This is a genomic window from Mesorhizobium sp. WSM1343 (genome assembly GCF_055901535.1).
This window is the reverse complement of the sequence record NZ_JBVVWZ010000002.1, coordinates 25,912-39,202: the sequence shown is the minus strand read 5'-3', so window position 1 is coordinate 39,202 and position 13,291 is coordinate 25,912. Positions and strand designations below refer to the sequence as shown.

The following is a 13,291-nucleotide window of genomic DNA, read 5'->3' as shown; positions in this document are numbered from 1 at the left end:
GATCAGGATGGACAATTGTGCTCGAACTTGACATAGCCGACGTCTTCGCGGCCCGCCATGCACTCGACGGCGATGGCCATCCCGGCTCCAACCTTGAAGCTGTTATCTGGCACTAACCATGGTCCGCCCCAGCCCAGTCCGAAGGAATGGCCATAGATTGGGTAGCCGCAAAAAATTCCGCGGCCGTCAAGAACATCGAGGACTGCCTTGTACAGATCGCTTGCCGTTACGCCAAGGCGGCATGCGGCCACGCCTGCCTCAATTCCGGCAATGGCACCGTCGTAGATTTCATTCTGCCGCGCGGACCACTTTCCCCGACAACGACAGACCTTGAGAAGTCCCAGACCTAGCCCTCGACAGAAGGCGATGAGGGCCTGCCCCTCAGACCCCGTGAACATCATGCGAACACGACGCCAAAAGCTTCATTGCCCTCATCTCGCGGCAGATCCAATGCTCACGCAAGGAATCAGCCGTCGGCGGCCGCTCAAAATTTACCATTCTCATGAATAGTCCCAAATATTTAACACCTACCGATATCTTGGCGGCTATAGTCCGGGCCGCGCTGGTGGACTTGGAAATATCTCGGCATGTGCGGTTTTAGCGGCTATTTCGGCACTGTCCGGGATGGGAGGGCGCTCCTTGAAAGGATGACGGCTGCCATTGCGCATCGCGGCCCCGATGAGCAGGGGTTCTTCACCACAAAGGCGGCCGGCCTCGGCCATGCGCGGCTGTCCATCGTCGGTCTCGGGGACGGCCAGCAGCCGATGTCCGATGCGACGGGCGATCTGACGATCGCCTTCAACGGCGAGATCTTCAACTATGTGGAATTGCGCGAGCAGCTTCGCGCGAAAGGCCGCCATTTCCGGACAACCAGCGACACCGAAGTGATCCTGCATCTCTATGACGAGATGGGGGAGGATTGCGTCTCCGCGCTCAATGGCGATTTCGCCTTTGCGCTCTGGGACGGCCGCCGCCGCCGCATGGTTCTGACGCGCGACCGCATGGGGGTCCGGCCGCTCTTCTATACAAGGCAGGGCGAACGGCTTTACTTCGCCTCGGAGGTCAAGGCGCTCCTCCAGGCCCCGGGCGTCGCGGCCGAGATTGATCCGGTCGCACTCGACCAGATCTTCACGCTCTGGGCCCCGATCGCGCCGCGCACGCCCTTCCGCAACATCTACGAGATCGAACCCGCAAGCCTGATGATCGTGCAAGAGGGCAGCGTCTCGACCCGGCCCTACTGGAGTCTGGAGTATCCCGACCGGGACGCGCCGCCCCGGCACGGGGACGAGCGTGCCGCGGCCGAGGAACTGCGCGCCCTCCTGACGGAGGCGACCCGCATCCGCATGCGCGCCGATGTGCCAGTCGGCGCCTATCTCTCGGGCGGCCTCGATTCCTCCATCACATCGGCGCTGGCGGCGGGCATGGCGCCGGGTGGTTTCAGGACCTTCTCGGTCACCTTCGATAGCGCCGAACATGACGAGAGCCCCTTCCAGCTCGAGATGGCCCGCGCGCTCGGCACGCATCACAGCGCCGTCGCCTGCGGGGAAGGCGATATCGCCGCCGTCTTCCCCGACGTAATCCGTTTCACGGAGCGGCCGATCCTGCGCACTGCCCCTGCCCCGCTCTACAAGCTCTCGAGCCTCGTGCGAGAGGCCGGTTTGAAAGTGGTGCTGACGGGCGAAGGCGCCGACGAAGTCTTTGCCGGCTACGATATTTTCAAGGAGGCCAGGGTTCGGCGCTTTTGCGGGAGACAGTCCGGCTCCCGCATCCGGCCGCATCTGTTCCGCAAGCTCTACCCCTATCTTCCGGGCCTGAGGCAGCAATCGGCCGAGTACCTGTTCTCCTTCTTCGGGGCTAGCGGCGCGACGCTTGACGATCCGCTGTTCTCCCATCGGCCGAGGTTCGACGGCACGGCGGCGACGAAGCTGTTCTACTCGGGCGATCTGCGTGCCACATTGTCCGGATATGACGCCGCCGAGGAGCTCGCCGCGCGGCTGCCCGAGGCGTTCGCCCGCTGGCATCCCTTGCATCAGGCGCAATATCTGGAAGCCCGCTTCCTTCTCCCTGGCTACATCCTGTCCAGCCAGGGCGACCGCATGGCGATGGCCCACGGCATCGAGGGCCGCTTTCCCTTCCTCGACCATCATCTGGTCGAGTTTGCCGCCGGCCTTCCTCCCGAGATGAAGCTGAAGGGGCTCGTGGAGAAGCATATTCTGCGGGAGGCGACCAAAGACCTGCTGCCGGCCGCCATCGGCCGGCGGACCAAGCAGCCCTATCGCGCACCGGATAGCCAGTCCTTCGTTGGGCCGGGCACGAGGGACTATGTCCAGTCGGCCCTGGGCGACGCCGCAGTCAGCGCCGGCGGGCTCTTCAATCCGAAGGCAGTGGCAAAACTACATGAGAAATGCAGCCGCCAGCCAGCCTCCGGCTTTCGCGACAACGCGGCCTTTGTCGGCATCCTGTCGACGCAGCTGTGGCTGACGACTTTCACCGGCACAGGCATTTGCAACGCAAAGGCCGCCTGACACCACCAAGGAAAGCGAACGACATGACCGATACGATCCAAGACGCAGTGAAGGCCTTTGTCATCGAGAACTTCCTGTTCGGCGACACCACCCACGCCCTCGCCGATACGGACTCGCTGATCGAGAACGGCATCATCGATTCGACCGGCGTTCTGGAACTGGTGGCCTTTATCGAGGACCATTGCGGAATCACAGTTGCGGACGCCGACATCGTGCCGGCCAACCTCGATTCACTGGCGCGCATCACGGCCTTCATCACAGCGAAGACCGCATCGCTCGTCGCGGCGTGACGGCTGGCAGCGGAAGGCCCGAGCTCATGCGGGTCGAGCAATTCCTCATCACGAACGCGGCCGCGCATGGCGCGAAGACGGCGCTTGTCACCGACCGGGAGCGGTTGCGCTATGACGAGCTCGACGATCTGTCGAACCGGCTTGCGACCGCTCTCGCCGAGAATGGCGTGCAGCGCGGCGACCGCGTTCTCGTCTTCATGGACAATTGCTGGGAAGCCGCCGTCTCGATCTTCGCGGTTCTCAAGGCGGGCGCGACCTTCAGCCCGATCAACGCCTCCACCAAGGCCGACAAGCTCGCTTATGTCATCGACGATTGCGAGGCTGCGGCGATCCTGACTCAGGCCAAGCTGATGCCTGTCGTGATCCAGGCGCGTGCGCTGTCGGACCGGCCGTTCTTCGTCGCGTCGACGCAAGCGCCATCCAGCCATACGCCGGATGGCGCTGCCTCCTTCGAGGATTGTCTCAAGGTCGCGCCCGTGCCCATTCGCCATGGCGGGATCGATATCGACCTCGCCATGCTGATCTACACCTCGGGCTCCACCGGCCGCCCCAAGGGCGTGATGATGACGCATCGCAATATCGATGCCGCGGCCGAATCCATCACGACCTATCTGCGCAACACCCGTGACGACATCATCCTCAATGTCCTGCCCCTGGCTTTCGACTACGGCCTCTATCAACTGCTGATGGCGACGAAGCTCGGCGCGACCCTCGTCCTCGAAAAATCATTCGCCTTTCCGCAGGCCATTTTCGAGCGCATCCGCGCCGAGAAGGTCACCGGTTTCCCGCTGGTGCCGACGATGGCGGCGCTGATCCTGCAGATGCGCGATTTGGCGCCGGGTTTCCTGCCGAGCCTTCGCTATATCTCGAACACCGCCGCCGCCCTGCCGCCGGTGCATATCGCCCGGCTGCGCGAGCTGTTCCCCGGCGTACGGCTCTTTTCCATGTACGGTCTGACGGAATGCAAGCGCTGCACCTACCTGCCCCCGGAGGAGCTGGACCGCCGGCCGGGCTCCGTCGGCATCGCTATTCCCAACACGGAAGCGATCGTGGTCGACGATGTGGGCAACCGCGTGCCACCGGGCGTGGCGGGCGAGTTGGTCATCCGCGGCCCGCATGTCATGCAGGGCTATTGGCGCAACGACGTGGCCACGGAGCAGATGCTGCGTCCCGGGCCGCATCCCTGGGAAAAGCGGCTCCACACCGGTGACCTGTTCCGGACGGACGAGGACGGCTTCCTTTATTTCGTTGGCCGCAAGGACGACATCATCAAGACGCGCGGCGAAAAGGTCGCCCCGAAGGAAGTCGAAACTGTGCTGCACGCCCATCCAGGCATCGTGGAAGCCGTGGTGACCGGCGTGCCGGATCCGGTGCTCGGCCACGCCATTGCCGCCCTCGTCGTTCTCTCGGACGAGACCCTGAGCGAGCGGGACATCATTCGCTACTGCGCCGTTCATCTCGAGGATTTCATGGTGCCGAAGCTCATCGAGTTCCGCCGCGAGTTGCCGAAGACCGATACCGGAAAGGTCAGCCGAAGGCTGGCGGCCGAAACGTTGGGGACTGCACAATGAACCTCTCCCTCGCCCCGAGCCATCCCGCCTTCTCGACCGACGCGCTGGCGCTCGACAGCGCTGCGGAAACCGACCGCATCGTCGCCGGGTTGCGCGAGCAGCTACGCGGCATGCGCAAGCGCGGGCTCGTGCTCGGCCTCTCTGGCGGCATCGATTCCAGCGTCTCGGTCGCGCTCGCCGCCCGCGCCGTCGGCGCTAAGAACGTCTTCTGCCTGTTCATGCCGGAAAGCGACTCCGATCCCGACAGCCTCCGCCTCGGCCGGCTGGCCGCCGAAACCTTCGGCGTCGAAGCGATCGTGGAGGATATCGGCCCGACGCTGCACGCGATGGGTTGTTATCAGCGGCGGGATACCTTCATCCGCGAGCTGGTGCCGGAATACGGGCCGGGCTGGGCCTCAAAGATCGTCATCGCCAATTCGCTCGCCGGCGAGGGCTACAACATCTCCTCGCTGGTGGTGCAGGACCCCGAAGGCCGGCAGACGAAGCTGCGCATGTCGGCGACGGTCTATCTCGGCATCGTCGCCGCCACCAACATGAAGCAGCGCACGCGCAAACAGATCGAGTACTATCACGCCGACCGGCTGAATTTCGCCGTGCTCGGCACGCCGAACCGGCTCGAATACGACCAAGGCTTCTTCGTGAAGAATGGCGACGGCGCGGCTGACGTCAAACCGATCGCCCATCTCTACAAGAGCCAAGTCTATGCGCTTGCCGCCCATCTCGGCATTCCCGAGGAAATCTGCCGCAGGGCGCCGACGACCGACACCTATTCCCTCGAGCAGACGCAGGAAGAGTTCTACTTCTCCCTGCCCTATGACCGCATGGATATTTGCCTCTTCGGCCTGAATAACGGCCTTTCAGCCGCGGAGGTCGGCGCCGCCGCGAAGCTGACTGCGGTCGAGGTCGAACGCGTCTGGGCCGATATCGCCGCCAAGCGCCGGGCGACGCGCCATCTGCACCTTGGCCCGCAGCTCGTCCGCCCCGTCGAGGAAATCGCCAGTTGAGATCGGCGCGACCATCGGGATTACGTCGCCGCGCGGGCAAATGACGGCCTATTCGAACTGCTCCCCGGCCAAGCGATTCCAGCGCTCGCCGGCCAGCCCGTTGAAGAAGCCTTGCGAGCTCAGAAACGCGTTCACCAGCTCCTCGTCGCGCGAATGCACCACGGTCGAGGCCGGTTGAGTGAAGGCGACCCGCCGGCCCAGCATCGCTGCGAGCAGAGCGGGTTGCGTCCGGCCGCGCAGGCCGGCGGCGCCGCGCCGCGCCGCATCGCCAATCAAGCAGTCGACGACGGAACCAGCTTGCCCCGGCAGGGCCAGAACCTGCAGCACGCGCGCCATCCTGCCCGGGCGGGTGTGATAGAGGAAGGCGCCGACCAGCGCCCCGCTGGGGGAGGAGACGGACGCGAACACGGCATCACCATAGTCCGGCTTCTGGGAAGCCTCCGCGAGGATATGCGCAAGCTGCTCGGCGCTCCAGTCGGGACGGAGCGGGAACTGCCGCGTCAACGGGTCCAAAAGAGCCGCAAAACCGGCTTGATCGATTTCGGCTACCTTGAGGCCGCCCTTGCCATTCCAGAGTTCCGGGACCCCGGACCAGCGCATCTCATTCTCCTGCATCCGTCCGCGAAGATAGCGATCGAGTCCGCGCGCGAGCGGGTCAAGCAAGCGCACGGCGCCGGCTCGCCGCGAGGCTAGATCGAGCAGGAAGGCCGAAGGCCGGATGACCCGGATCCAGTCCAGGCTGTATTGCGGCAGGGCGACCCCGCGCAGTTTCGTCCACATCTGCGTCGAGAGGGCATTTGCGGTTTCGCTGAAGGAGATGTCCTGCGGCCCGGCCAGGAATGTCCTGAGCAGCCTTGCGCCGGCCATCGGGTCGTTCGCCCGCGGTTCGACCATGAGCGAACCACAGATGGCGGCGCGCAGCTTGCACTGGCCATGCCTCATCGGCAGCACATTTACGCCGACAAAGCCTGAAATGTCGCCTTCGCTCGCAATATGGACGAGAGACGCGATCTCCGGATCGCAGACCGGGCCTTCGAGATAGTGCCAGCGCAGATAAGTCTCGAGCGCCGGAGGCGGCGGCTTGCCACCGTCCCGGAAGGTTCTTTGAAAGAGCCCGGCGACGGCCGGAATATCCGCAGCCTGCAGGGGACGAATCTGGCTCATGCCAAACTCGCGGAGGATGAGATCGCGGGCGAACCGTTCCCAAGCTTGCGGAGGAGTGCGACACGCGGCATTCCGACCTCATCCTTGGCGAATGTCACGGGTTCATAGACCTTGGCTCTGGCTATCAGGGCAGCCACCTGGCGGTCCTGCCCCTGCCCGAACTCGAACAGCAGCCAGCCATCAGGCTTGAGGAAATCGGTTGCGTCCCGGATCAGCCGCTGTTGGATCGAGATGCCGTAAGGCCCCCCGTCGAAGGCCTCGCGCGGCTCGCCCTCAAGCAGATGCGCGCTCTCGCCTTCGAGGCGCGCGGTCGAGATATAGGGCGGATTGCAGACAATCATGTCCGCTGCGCCGATAAGCCCATCGCCCTCCAGCGCACCGAACAGATCCCCTTTCCGGATGGTGACCCGGTCCTGAAGGGCCAAGCGTTCGGCATTGCTCCGGGCGAGCGCGACCGTGCTGTCAGTCACGTCCACCCCCCAGACGCGGGCCGACGGAACTTCCGCGGCGATCGCCAGAGCAAGGTTGCCGGAGCCGCAGCACATGTCGATCACCATCGGGCCGGGCGCGCGATCGCCAAGAATCGCAAGCGCCCTCTGTCCGAGCAACTCCGTTTCCTGACGCGGCACGAGAACGCCCGGAGCCAGTTCGAGCATCACGCTCATGAAACGATGCAGGCGGGGCGTAGAACGGCCGGCTAGGGCTGCTGCTCTGTGCGGCACGGCGGTTCCTTACGTCATCCGACAGTATTGCATACACAGGACCTATCGCGCTCCGGTAAACGGCTGCTAAAGATATCGCCGCCGATACTGCGCAGCGCACCAACTCGGCCATATAGATGCGGCGTTGGTGCGCGGATATGAAATCGAACGCATTTCGGTCTTTGAAGTTGCCGATTGTAGCTGCCGGACTTGATGTCGGACAGACTCCGGGCGTGCGCACGCCAGCATGCGGTTGAGTACCGCTGCAACCGACGGCAACCTCGGTCTGCTGAGCGGCGAACGAATGAGCCAGCAAGCTCCACATACTTCAATTGCGTCTGCCCGGGGAGGCAGTCTGTGGATTCGAGGCGTAGTCTCGGCTAAGCATACCCGATGGACGACAGATCCTCGTTTATGAAATCCAGCATCGACCATCTCCCGCCGCCAAAGCAGCGCGAGCTGACAAGAACGGTGGAGGTGCTGCTTGAGGAGTTCGACGACGCGCTGAAGGCTGGTGATGGTGAACAATCGCAAGCTGACCGATTTCGCCGGCTATTGGCAGTCTGCGGCCGACCGCCTGATGCGTGAATGAAGACACCCGTCAGCGTCACCGTCCACTCCCGCCGGGAGGTGAACACTGCACTCAGGGAAGGTCAGTACTTCTTTGTCGACATCCGCCGTGAGGGAATCGTCTCTACGAGCTCGACGGGGAGCCGGTCACTATTCCAGTTCCTACAGGCCCCGTGGAGGCCTTTCGGATGGGAGGGGACTATTTTGCGGGCCGCCTGCCCCAAGCAAGAACGTTCGCTGAGAGTGCGGAGTTCTTCGCCGGCAAGGGCAGACAAGAGAGAGCCTTCGTTTCACTCCACCGAATTCTATGCTTGAATGTCTCTGAAACCTGGTCGCAGAGCGCCTCCCACTTTGAACGATCCCTTCGCCCCCCTACGGCAACGTTTCCTGGCCAGGTGCGCCGCTCAACTGGCGGAGTTGAAGGCGGCGCGGCACACAGTCCTTTTGAAGGGTTCCAACGCCTCACTGATTGCGACCGCGCACTCGCTCGCCGGAGCCGCGGGAACGTTCGGGTTTGCGGAGATCAGCGTACAGGCATCGGCGCTGGAAACACTGCTGATCGAGCAGCCGAATGACGGGGCCGTGCATGCCGCACTCGACGGGCTTATCGAACAGCTCGAGCATACGTTGAAGTGACTTAACCGAAAGGGCTCACTTCTTAGGTCCAGTCAGGCCGGTCCTGGTCATCTCGCCCCAGCTCTGGTCGGCGCGTAGATACTGCCACCAGCCCTTCACGCGCCATAAATTGTTGAGCTGGCGGTAGCCGAAGTTCTCGATCACTGCCACGGCCGTGAGCACGGCGAGGTCCCGCGCGCGCGGAAAACGCTGAAGCTCGGCTTCTTCGAGGACCAGCGAACACACGCTCACGCAAACGCCGTAGGTGAAAACCAGCGATGTGAACGCCAAGAGATACTCGGTCGAAAGAATGCCGAGCAGCCAAAAGGTCGGAATGAGCACATAGCCTAGGACTTCCGAAATCGGCCCCAGCACATCAACAACCAGTATGTGACCAAAGCCGAGGAAGCCAACACGCCCATAACGGGGGTTGAAGAGCATGGAGCGGTAACGGAAGAAGCATTCGAGCGCACCGCGCTGCCAGCGCGTGCGTTGTCTGGCAAGAACGCGGAGTGACTCGGGCGCTTCGGTCCAGCACACCGGCTCAGGAATGAACTGGATGCGGTATTTGCGTTTGGTGTCCATCATGTGACGATGCAGCTTGATCACAAGATCGAGGTCCTCACCCATCGACCCACCGGTGAAGCCGCCAACCGCTACCACTTCGGCGCGGCGGAACATGCCGAAGGCGCCGGACACCAGCATCAGCGTGTTGATGCGGCTCCAGGCAAGCCGCGCCATGAGAAAGGCCCGCAGATATTCGACCACCTGAAACAGGGGCAGCAGCCGGTTCGGCAGCCGGACCTCACGCACCCTGCCACCTTCGATCCTGGACCCGTTGGCGATCCGGATCGTGCCGCCCACAGCGATGGTGCGCTCTGGATCGTCGATGAAGGGCTGCGCGGCACGCATTAGCGCATCGGGCTCGAGGATGGAATCGCCGTCGATCACGCAAAACAGCGGCGCGCGGCAGACGTTGACGCCGGCATTCTGGGCATCGGCCTTGCCGCCATTTTCCTTATCAACCACAAACAGCCGTTCGGTCATCGGCGAGGAATAGAGACCGCGGATCGGCTTGTGCGTCAGGGCCTCCTCATAGGGCCGATGGAATTTCACAAGCTTGAAGCCTTCGATAAGGCGCTGCAGAGTCTGGTCCTTCGAGCCGTCGTTTATGACGATCACCTCGAAATTCGGATATTCAAGCGCCAGCATCGAGTGCACGCTCTCGACTACGTTCACTTCCTCATTGTAGGCGGGTACCAGGAGCGCGATTGGCGGCGCGACGTCCCCATAACGGCGCCACAGCAGCGCCGAACGCGCGACTGGCGGGCGCTTGGACAGCGCGTAGGCGGCAATAATAAGCTGCAGCAGGTATACCGCCGTCTGCGCCAGCCCTGCCCCAATGATGAACCAGGACAGGATGGAGGCACCCAGGACGATCTCTTGGCTCCAGTCGAACATCAGGCGGCCGGCCCCTCGGCAAGGATCAGCGAGGCGGTGCGCTGGCGGCGCGAGACCTCGCTTGTGGCGATCTCGCGCAGCACCTGCTCTCCCTTCTGGCCGAACGAGCGGAGCGCGTTGGCGGCGGCATAGCGCACAGTCCATGCCTCGTCGTCCATAAGCTGCGCGAGGGGCGCGGCGAGTTCAGACAGGCCGAGGCGGCCCGCCGCATTGGCAGCGTCTGCACGCACATTCCAGCCGCCAATTTCCATCGCCTTGGTCAGGATGGCCGTCGCATTGGGATGTCCGGTCAGCCCGAGTGCCCGCAATGCGGCTGCGGCAACCTCCGATGACGGATCGCGGGCCGCGCGGGCAAAGAAGTCGCCAAACCGGAACCCGCCGTTGCGGGCAAGTGCATCGATTGCGGCCGCTCTAATGAAAGGCACCGCGCCCTGAAGTCTGGCGTAATCCTCAAGTTCGTCGAGCCGCTTCGGCGGAAAGCGCCTGAAAAGCTCGATCAGGCGTCGCGAGCGCTGTCCCGCCACGCCGATCTTGCGCAGCGTTATGACGAGCGGCGGCAAGGCGCCGAGATCGCAGAGCGCGATCGCGACGGCGATCCTGACCTCGCGTGATCCGTCGCGGTCGAGTGCCGAAAGCAGGCTTGCCACTGCGTTTTCCGAACGCAGCGCCGCCAGCATCTCGGTCGCGTGGATGCGTTCGGCGGCGTTGCCTTTTTCCAGTTGGGTACTGACAAGCGCCGGCAGGCCACATTCGTTGAAGGCTGAGAGGAGCTCGTCGTGCTCCTCGCCGCGCAACAGCGAAATAAACTCGAAACCGGCATCGACCGCCACCCTCGCCGGCACCGCAAGCAGCGCCGTCTTCAATGCCTCGCGATCGCGATTTTCGGTGAAGGCGATCAGCGCCGTCAGAAGAAGGCGCCGCTGATCGGCGCCCGTCGTCCCCCGGCGCTCCTGCAATACCCGACGCACGATCAGTAGAAGCATGATCGCCAGGGAAAGGGCACTGAGCAGGATGGATAAGTGCCAGATGTACAACATGATCAGAACCGCGTGGTTAGGCCGAGCCCGAATATGGTTCGGTCGAATGTCGGGCGCTGCTCATGGGCGAGGCTGCCGCGCAGCGTCAGCGGATCGGTGGCGTCCCAGGAGATGCCGCCAAAGACGGTACGCGTCGGCACCAGCGTGCCGTCGGAGATCTCGGGGGCATCTGCATAACCACCAAAAACGTTGACGGCCGGGGTGACTGCAAGATCGGCCCGCAGCACATAGCCATCGGCGCGTGTGCCGATATCGTCGGCTGCGTGAACCCAACGGGCCGAAAGCCCCAGCCGGCCGTCCAGGACATAGGCCTGCACCCAGGGCGAGATTGTGGTGACCTCGGCGGTGACGAAATTGTCATAGCGAGCATCGATGTTGAGCGAGAACGGACCGAGCGCTTTCGCGGGCGCCATGATCTGCCACGAAGCGCCGGCGCCGATCGAATATCGGGCCAGGAAATCGGCATCCGGCGTCGCCGCTGCCAGCACATAGGCCGAAACCGTCGGCGAAAAGGCCTGGTCGATGCGGCCGTCGATCTGAACATCGGTGCGACCGTAGCGGGTCGCCATCCGGGTGTGGCTTGAAATGGTTGTCTGCGGGGTGAGTTGATAGGCAAGGCCAACCGAACTGTCGGTCCAGTCGCCAAGCCCCTCGGTGAGATCGCTGACTTCGCTGCCCAGATCGAGTCGCCATTTGCGCGGCGGCGGCGCAGCCAGCCTTTGCACGATATCGGCAGAGCCCGGCTCGATGGCGAGCGCTTGGCGGTAGGCTTCCCGCGCGGCGAAGTCGTCGCCACGCGCCCGGCGCAGGTCGCCGATCCCCACCAGCGCCTCGGCATTGTGCGAATCTACCGCCAGCACCCGCTGAAAAGACTGCTCGGCCCGCGTGTAATCCTGCTCGAGCAGGGAAATTCGCGCGTCGAGAGCCATCGCCTCGACATTGTCAGGCGCGGTGCCAAGCACATCATCGATCATCGCGCGAGCGCGCGGCACGTCGCCCTGCCAGATCGCCAGGCGCACCTTGCCGAGGCGGGCACCGAGAAGGCGGGGCCTAATGGCCAGCGCCTGGTCGAAGAACTGCCCGGCATGGTCGAATTTCTGCTGGGAGCCAGCCACCAAACCGATGGCGACCAGGATATCAGTGTTTTTCGGCGCCAGCCGGAGGGCGCGGCGATACGCATTCTCCGCCTCCGGCAATTGTCCCGCAGCCCGCGATCGTCGGCCCTCCTCCATCAGGCCGGCGACGGGATCCGGCCGCGGCGGGCGCGGTATCTTCCTCGCGGTCGCAGGCTTCGCCTTGCTGCTGCCGGCCCGCTGGGCTTTGCGGATGTTGGCAACAAGGGTACTTGCATCGGCATTGCCGGGCTCCGCACGCGACACCTCTTCGGCGAGCGGCAGGGCGGCGTCCGGATTGCCCGAGCGGAACTCGACCTCGGCCATGCCGAAGCTGGCGTCCCGATATGTCGGGGCAAGGGACAGTGCCTTGGAAAAGGATTCGCGCGCCGCCGGCAGATTGTTGCGTCCAAGCTCGGCGAAACCGAGTTGCACCAGGGCGTCGGCATTGTCGGGCCTGAGCGCCAGGGCTCGCCGGAAAAGATCCGCCGCCTCCTCGAAATGCTGCGCTTGCCTGGCCTTGACGCCGAACTCGTAAAGTTCATCCACCGTCTGCGCCAACGCCGCGCCCTGGGGCGCAGCGATCGCCAGGACCAGCCATGCGGCAAGGGCTGCGCGCCGGCCGCGACGCATCAGCGCTTCCCGCTCTTTCGCGCGAGCAGACGCGCAAGCCGGGCCAGCAGCTCCTCGGGAATGAATGGTTTCACAAGATAGTCGTCCGCTCCCTTCTCCAGGGCCGAGACGATATCCCTTTCGCCCTTGCGGGCGGTCAGCATGACGACCGGAGTATCGGACAAAGCCGGATCGTTTTTGATGCGGGCAAGCACCTCCAGGCCGTCGGCCTTGGGCATCATCGCGTCGAGCACGATGATGTCCGGCGCCTCATGCTCCGCCTTCAATAGCGCTTCCGCGCCGTCTACTGCCTTGATGACCTCATATCCCTTTGCCCTGAGCCTGAATTCCATCAGCTCGATCAACAAGGGATCGTCGTCGCAAATCAGAACTCTTGCCTTCGATCCGTTCACCAGCCTTGCTCCGGTTCCGTCGCCCCCCGGAGTGATCAACCCATGAACCGACATCCGCCAATGCGGTTCATGCAGACAGAAATATTCTTCTCAGCTCTCTCATCGACGTCCGCCGATGCCACCGCGATTATAGACAACCTGATTCGCTGCGCCTGCACCCTCGGCACAATCAGTAGATGAATAAGGCGACATGGTATAGGAGCCCTGAACGGCATC

At 63.6% G+C, this 13,291-nt stretch carries 13 protein-coding genes; 6 read left to right on the top strand and 7 right to left on the bottom strand.

Translation table 11 applies throughout. The features are described 5' to 3' along the window. Positions 1 to 2: 2 nt before the first annotated feature. Positions 3 to 401, bottom strand: coding sequence for a M24 family metallopeptidase (locus tag AC0NIL_RS30700; protein ID WP_024505323.1), 399 nt, complete (start codon positions 399 to 401; stop codon positions 3 to 5). Between the two features lie 186 nt (positions 402 to 587). Between AC0NIL_RS30700 and asnB the strand changes: the two genes are divergently transcribed. The 4 genes from asnB to nadE are packed head-to-tail and all read left to right on the top strand — an operon-like array spanning position 588 to position 5,390. Continuing rightward, positions 588 to 2,525 (top strand): asparagine synthase (glutamine-hydrolyzing), encoded by a 1,938-nt coding sequence (gene asnB, locus AC0NIL_RS30695; protein ID WP_473573639.1) that lies wholly within the window; start codon positions 588 to 590, stop codon positions 2,523 to 2,525. Positions 2,526 to 2,548: 23 nt separating this feature from the next. Further along, the gene (locus AC0NIL_RS30690; protein WP_013525356.1) at positions 2,549 to 2,815 is read left to right on the top strand and encodes an acyl carrier protein; all 267 of its coding nucleotides are present in this window, start codon (positions 2,549 to 2,551) and stop codon (positions 2,813 to 2,815) included. A gap of 26 nt (positions 2,816 to 2,841) precedes the next feature. Beyond that, entirely contained in the window at positions 2,842 to 4,386 is a 1,545-nt protein-coding gene (locus AC0NIL_RS30685; RefSeq protein ID WP_473573638.1) for a class I adenylate-forming enzyme family protein, read from the top strand. Beyond that, positions 4,383 to 5,390, top strand: a complete 1,008-nt coding sequence (nadE, locus tag AC0NIL_RS30680; RefSeq protein WP_473573637.1) for an NAD(+) synthase — start codon at positions 4,383 to 4,385, stop codon at positions 5,388 to 5,390. Before AC0NIL_RS30685 ends, nadE begins: the two co-directional genes overlap by 4 nt. A 48-nt stretch (positions 5,391 to 5,438) precedes the next feature. Here nadE and AC0NIL_RS30675 read toward each other — a convergent pair whose 3' ends face one another. Then, positions 5,439 to 6,554, bottom strand: coding sequence for a hypothetical protein (locus AC0NIL_RS30675; RefSeq protein ID WP_013525353.1), 1,116 nt, complete (start codon positions 6,552 to 6,554; stop codon positions 5,439 to 5,441). Beyond that, positions 6,551 to 7,219 carry a N5-glutamine methyltransferase family protein gene (locus tag AC0NIL_RS30670; protein WP_245475847.1) on the bottom strand — a complete coding sequence of 223 codons (669 nt, stop codon included), beginning with the start codon at positions 7,217 to 7,219 and terminating at the stop codon, positions 6,551 to 6,553. The genes AC0NIL_RS30675 and AC0NIL_RS30670 overlap by 4 nt, the downstream gene beginning before the upstream one ends. Positions 7,220 to 7,648: 429 nt before the next feature. Here AC0NIL_RS30670 and AC0NIL_RS30665 point away from each other — a divergent pair, with 429 nt between their 5' ends. Further along, positions 7,649 to 7,843, top strand: a complete 195-nt coding sequence (locus tag AC0NIL_RS30665; protein WP_063170507.1) for a hypothetical protein — start codon at positions 7,649 to 7,651, stop codon at positions 7,841 to 7,843. 333 nt (positions 7,844 to 8,176) lie between these two features. Then, positions 8,177 to 8,461 (top strand): Hpt domain-containing protein, encoded by a 285-nt coding sequence (locus AC0NIL_RS30660; protein WP_473573636.1) that lies wholly within the window; start codon positions 8,177 to 8,179, stop codon positions 8,459 to 8,461. Positions 8,462 to 8,476: 15 nt separating this feature from the next. Here the strand turns inward: AC0NIL_RS30660 and AC0NIL_RS30655 are convergent, their stop codons facing one another. The 4 genes from AC0NIL_RS30655 to AC0NIL_RS30640 are packed head-to-tail and all read right to left on the bottom strand — an operon-like array spanning position 8,477 to position 13,075. Continuing rightward, positions 8,477 to 9,901 (bottom strand): glycosyltransferase family 2 protein, encoded by a 1,425-nt coding sequence (locus AC0NIL_RS30655; RefSeq protein ID WP_013525350.1) that lies wholly within the window; start codon positions 9,899 to 9,901, stop codon positions 8,477 to 8,479. Beyond that, the gene (locus AC0NIL_RS30650) at positions 9,901 to 10,938 is read right to left on the bottom strand and encodes a HEAT repeat domain-containing protein (protein ID WP_337123961.1); all 1,038 of its coding nucleotides are present in this window, start codon (positions 10,936 to 10,938) and stop codon (positions 9,901 to 9,903) included. The genes AC0NIL_RS30655 and AC0NIL_RS30650 overlap by 1 nt, the downstream gene beginning before the upstream one ends. A 2-nt stretch (positions 10,939 to 10,940) precedes the next feature. Beyond that, positions 10,941 to 12,683, bottom strand: coding sequence for a YaiO family outer membrane beta-barrel protein (locus AC0NIL_RS30645; RefSeq protein ID WP_473573635.1), 1,743 nt, complete (start codon positions 12,681 to 12,683; stop codon positions 10,941 to 10,943). Next, positions 12,683 to 13,075 carry a response regulator transcription factor gene (locus AC0NIL_RS30640; protein ID WP_063174078.1) on the bottom strand — a complete coding sequence of 131 codons (393 nt, stop codon included), beginning with the start codon at positions 13,073 to 13,075 and terminating at the stop codon, positions 12,683 to 12,685. The genes AC0NIL_RS30645 and AC0NIL_RS30640 overlap by 1 nt, the downstream gene beginning before the upstream one ends. Positions 13,076 to 13,291: the final 216 nt, after the last annotated feature.

Bases quoted from the DNA above. Each gene is read 5' to 3' on its own strand.
- AC0NIL_RS30700 (WP_024505323.1), bottom strand. From the start codon at position 401: ATGATGTTCACGGGGTCTGAGGGGCAGGCCCTCATCGCCTTCTGTCGA.
- asnB (WP_473573639.1), top strand. From the start codon at position 588: ATGTGCGGTTTTAGCGGCTATTTCGGCACTGTCCGGGATGGGAGGGCG.
- AC0NIL_RS30690 (WP_013525356.1), top strand. From the start codon at position 2,549: ATGACCGATACGATCCAAGACGCAGTGAAGGCCTTTGTCATCGAGAAC.
- AC0NIL_RS30685 (WP_473573638.1), top strand. From the start codon at position 2,842: ATGCGGGTCGAGCAATTCCTCATCACGAACGCGGCCGCGCATGGCGCG.
- nadE (WP_473573637.1), top strand. From the start codon at position 4,383: ATGAACCTCTCCCTCGCCCCGAGCCATCCCGCCTTCTCGACCGACGCG.
- AC0NIL_RS30675 (WP_013525353.1), bottom strand. From the start codon at position 6,554: ATGAGCCAGATTCGTCCCCTGCAGGCTGCGGATATTCCGGCCGTCGCC.
- AC0NIL_RS30670 (WP_245475847.1), bottom strand. From the start codon at position 7,219: ATGAGCGTGATGCTCGAACTGGCTCCGGGCGTTCTCGTGCCGCGTCAG.
- AC0NIL_RS30665 (WP_063170507.1), top strand. From the start codon at position 7,649: ATGGACGACAGATCCTCGTTTATGAAATCCAGCATCGACCATCTCCCG.
- AC0NIL_RS30655 (WP_013525350.1), bottom strand. From the start codon at position 9,901: ATGTTCGACTGGAGCCAAGAGATCGTCCTGGGTGCCTCCATCCTGTCC.
- AC0NIL_RS30650 (WP_337123961.1), bottom strand. From the start codon at position 10,938: ATGTTGTACATCTGGCACTTATCCATCCTGCTCAGTGCCCTTTCCCTG.
- AC0NIL_RS30645 (WP_473573635.1), bottom strand. From the start codon at position 12,683: ATGCGTCGCGGCCGGCGCGCAGCCCTTGCCGCATGGCTGGTCCTGGCG.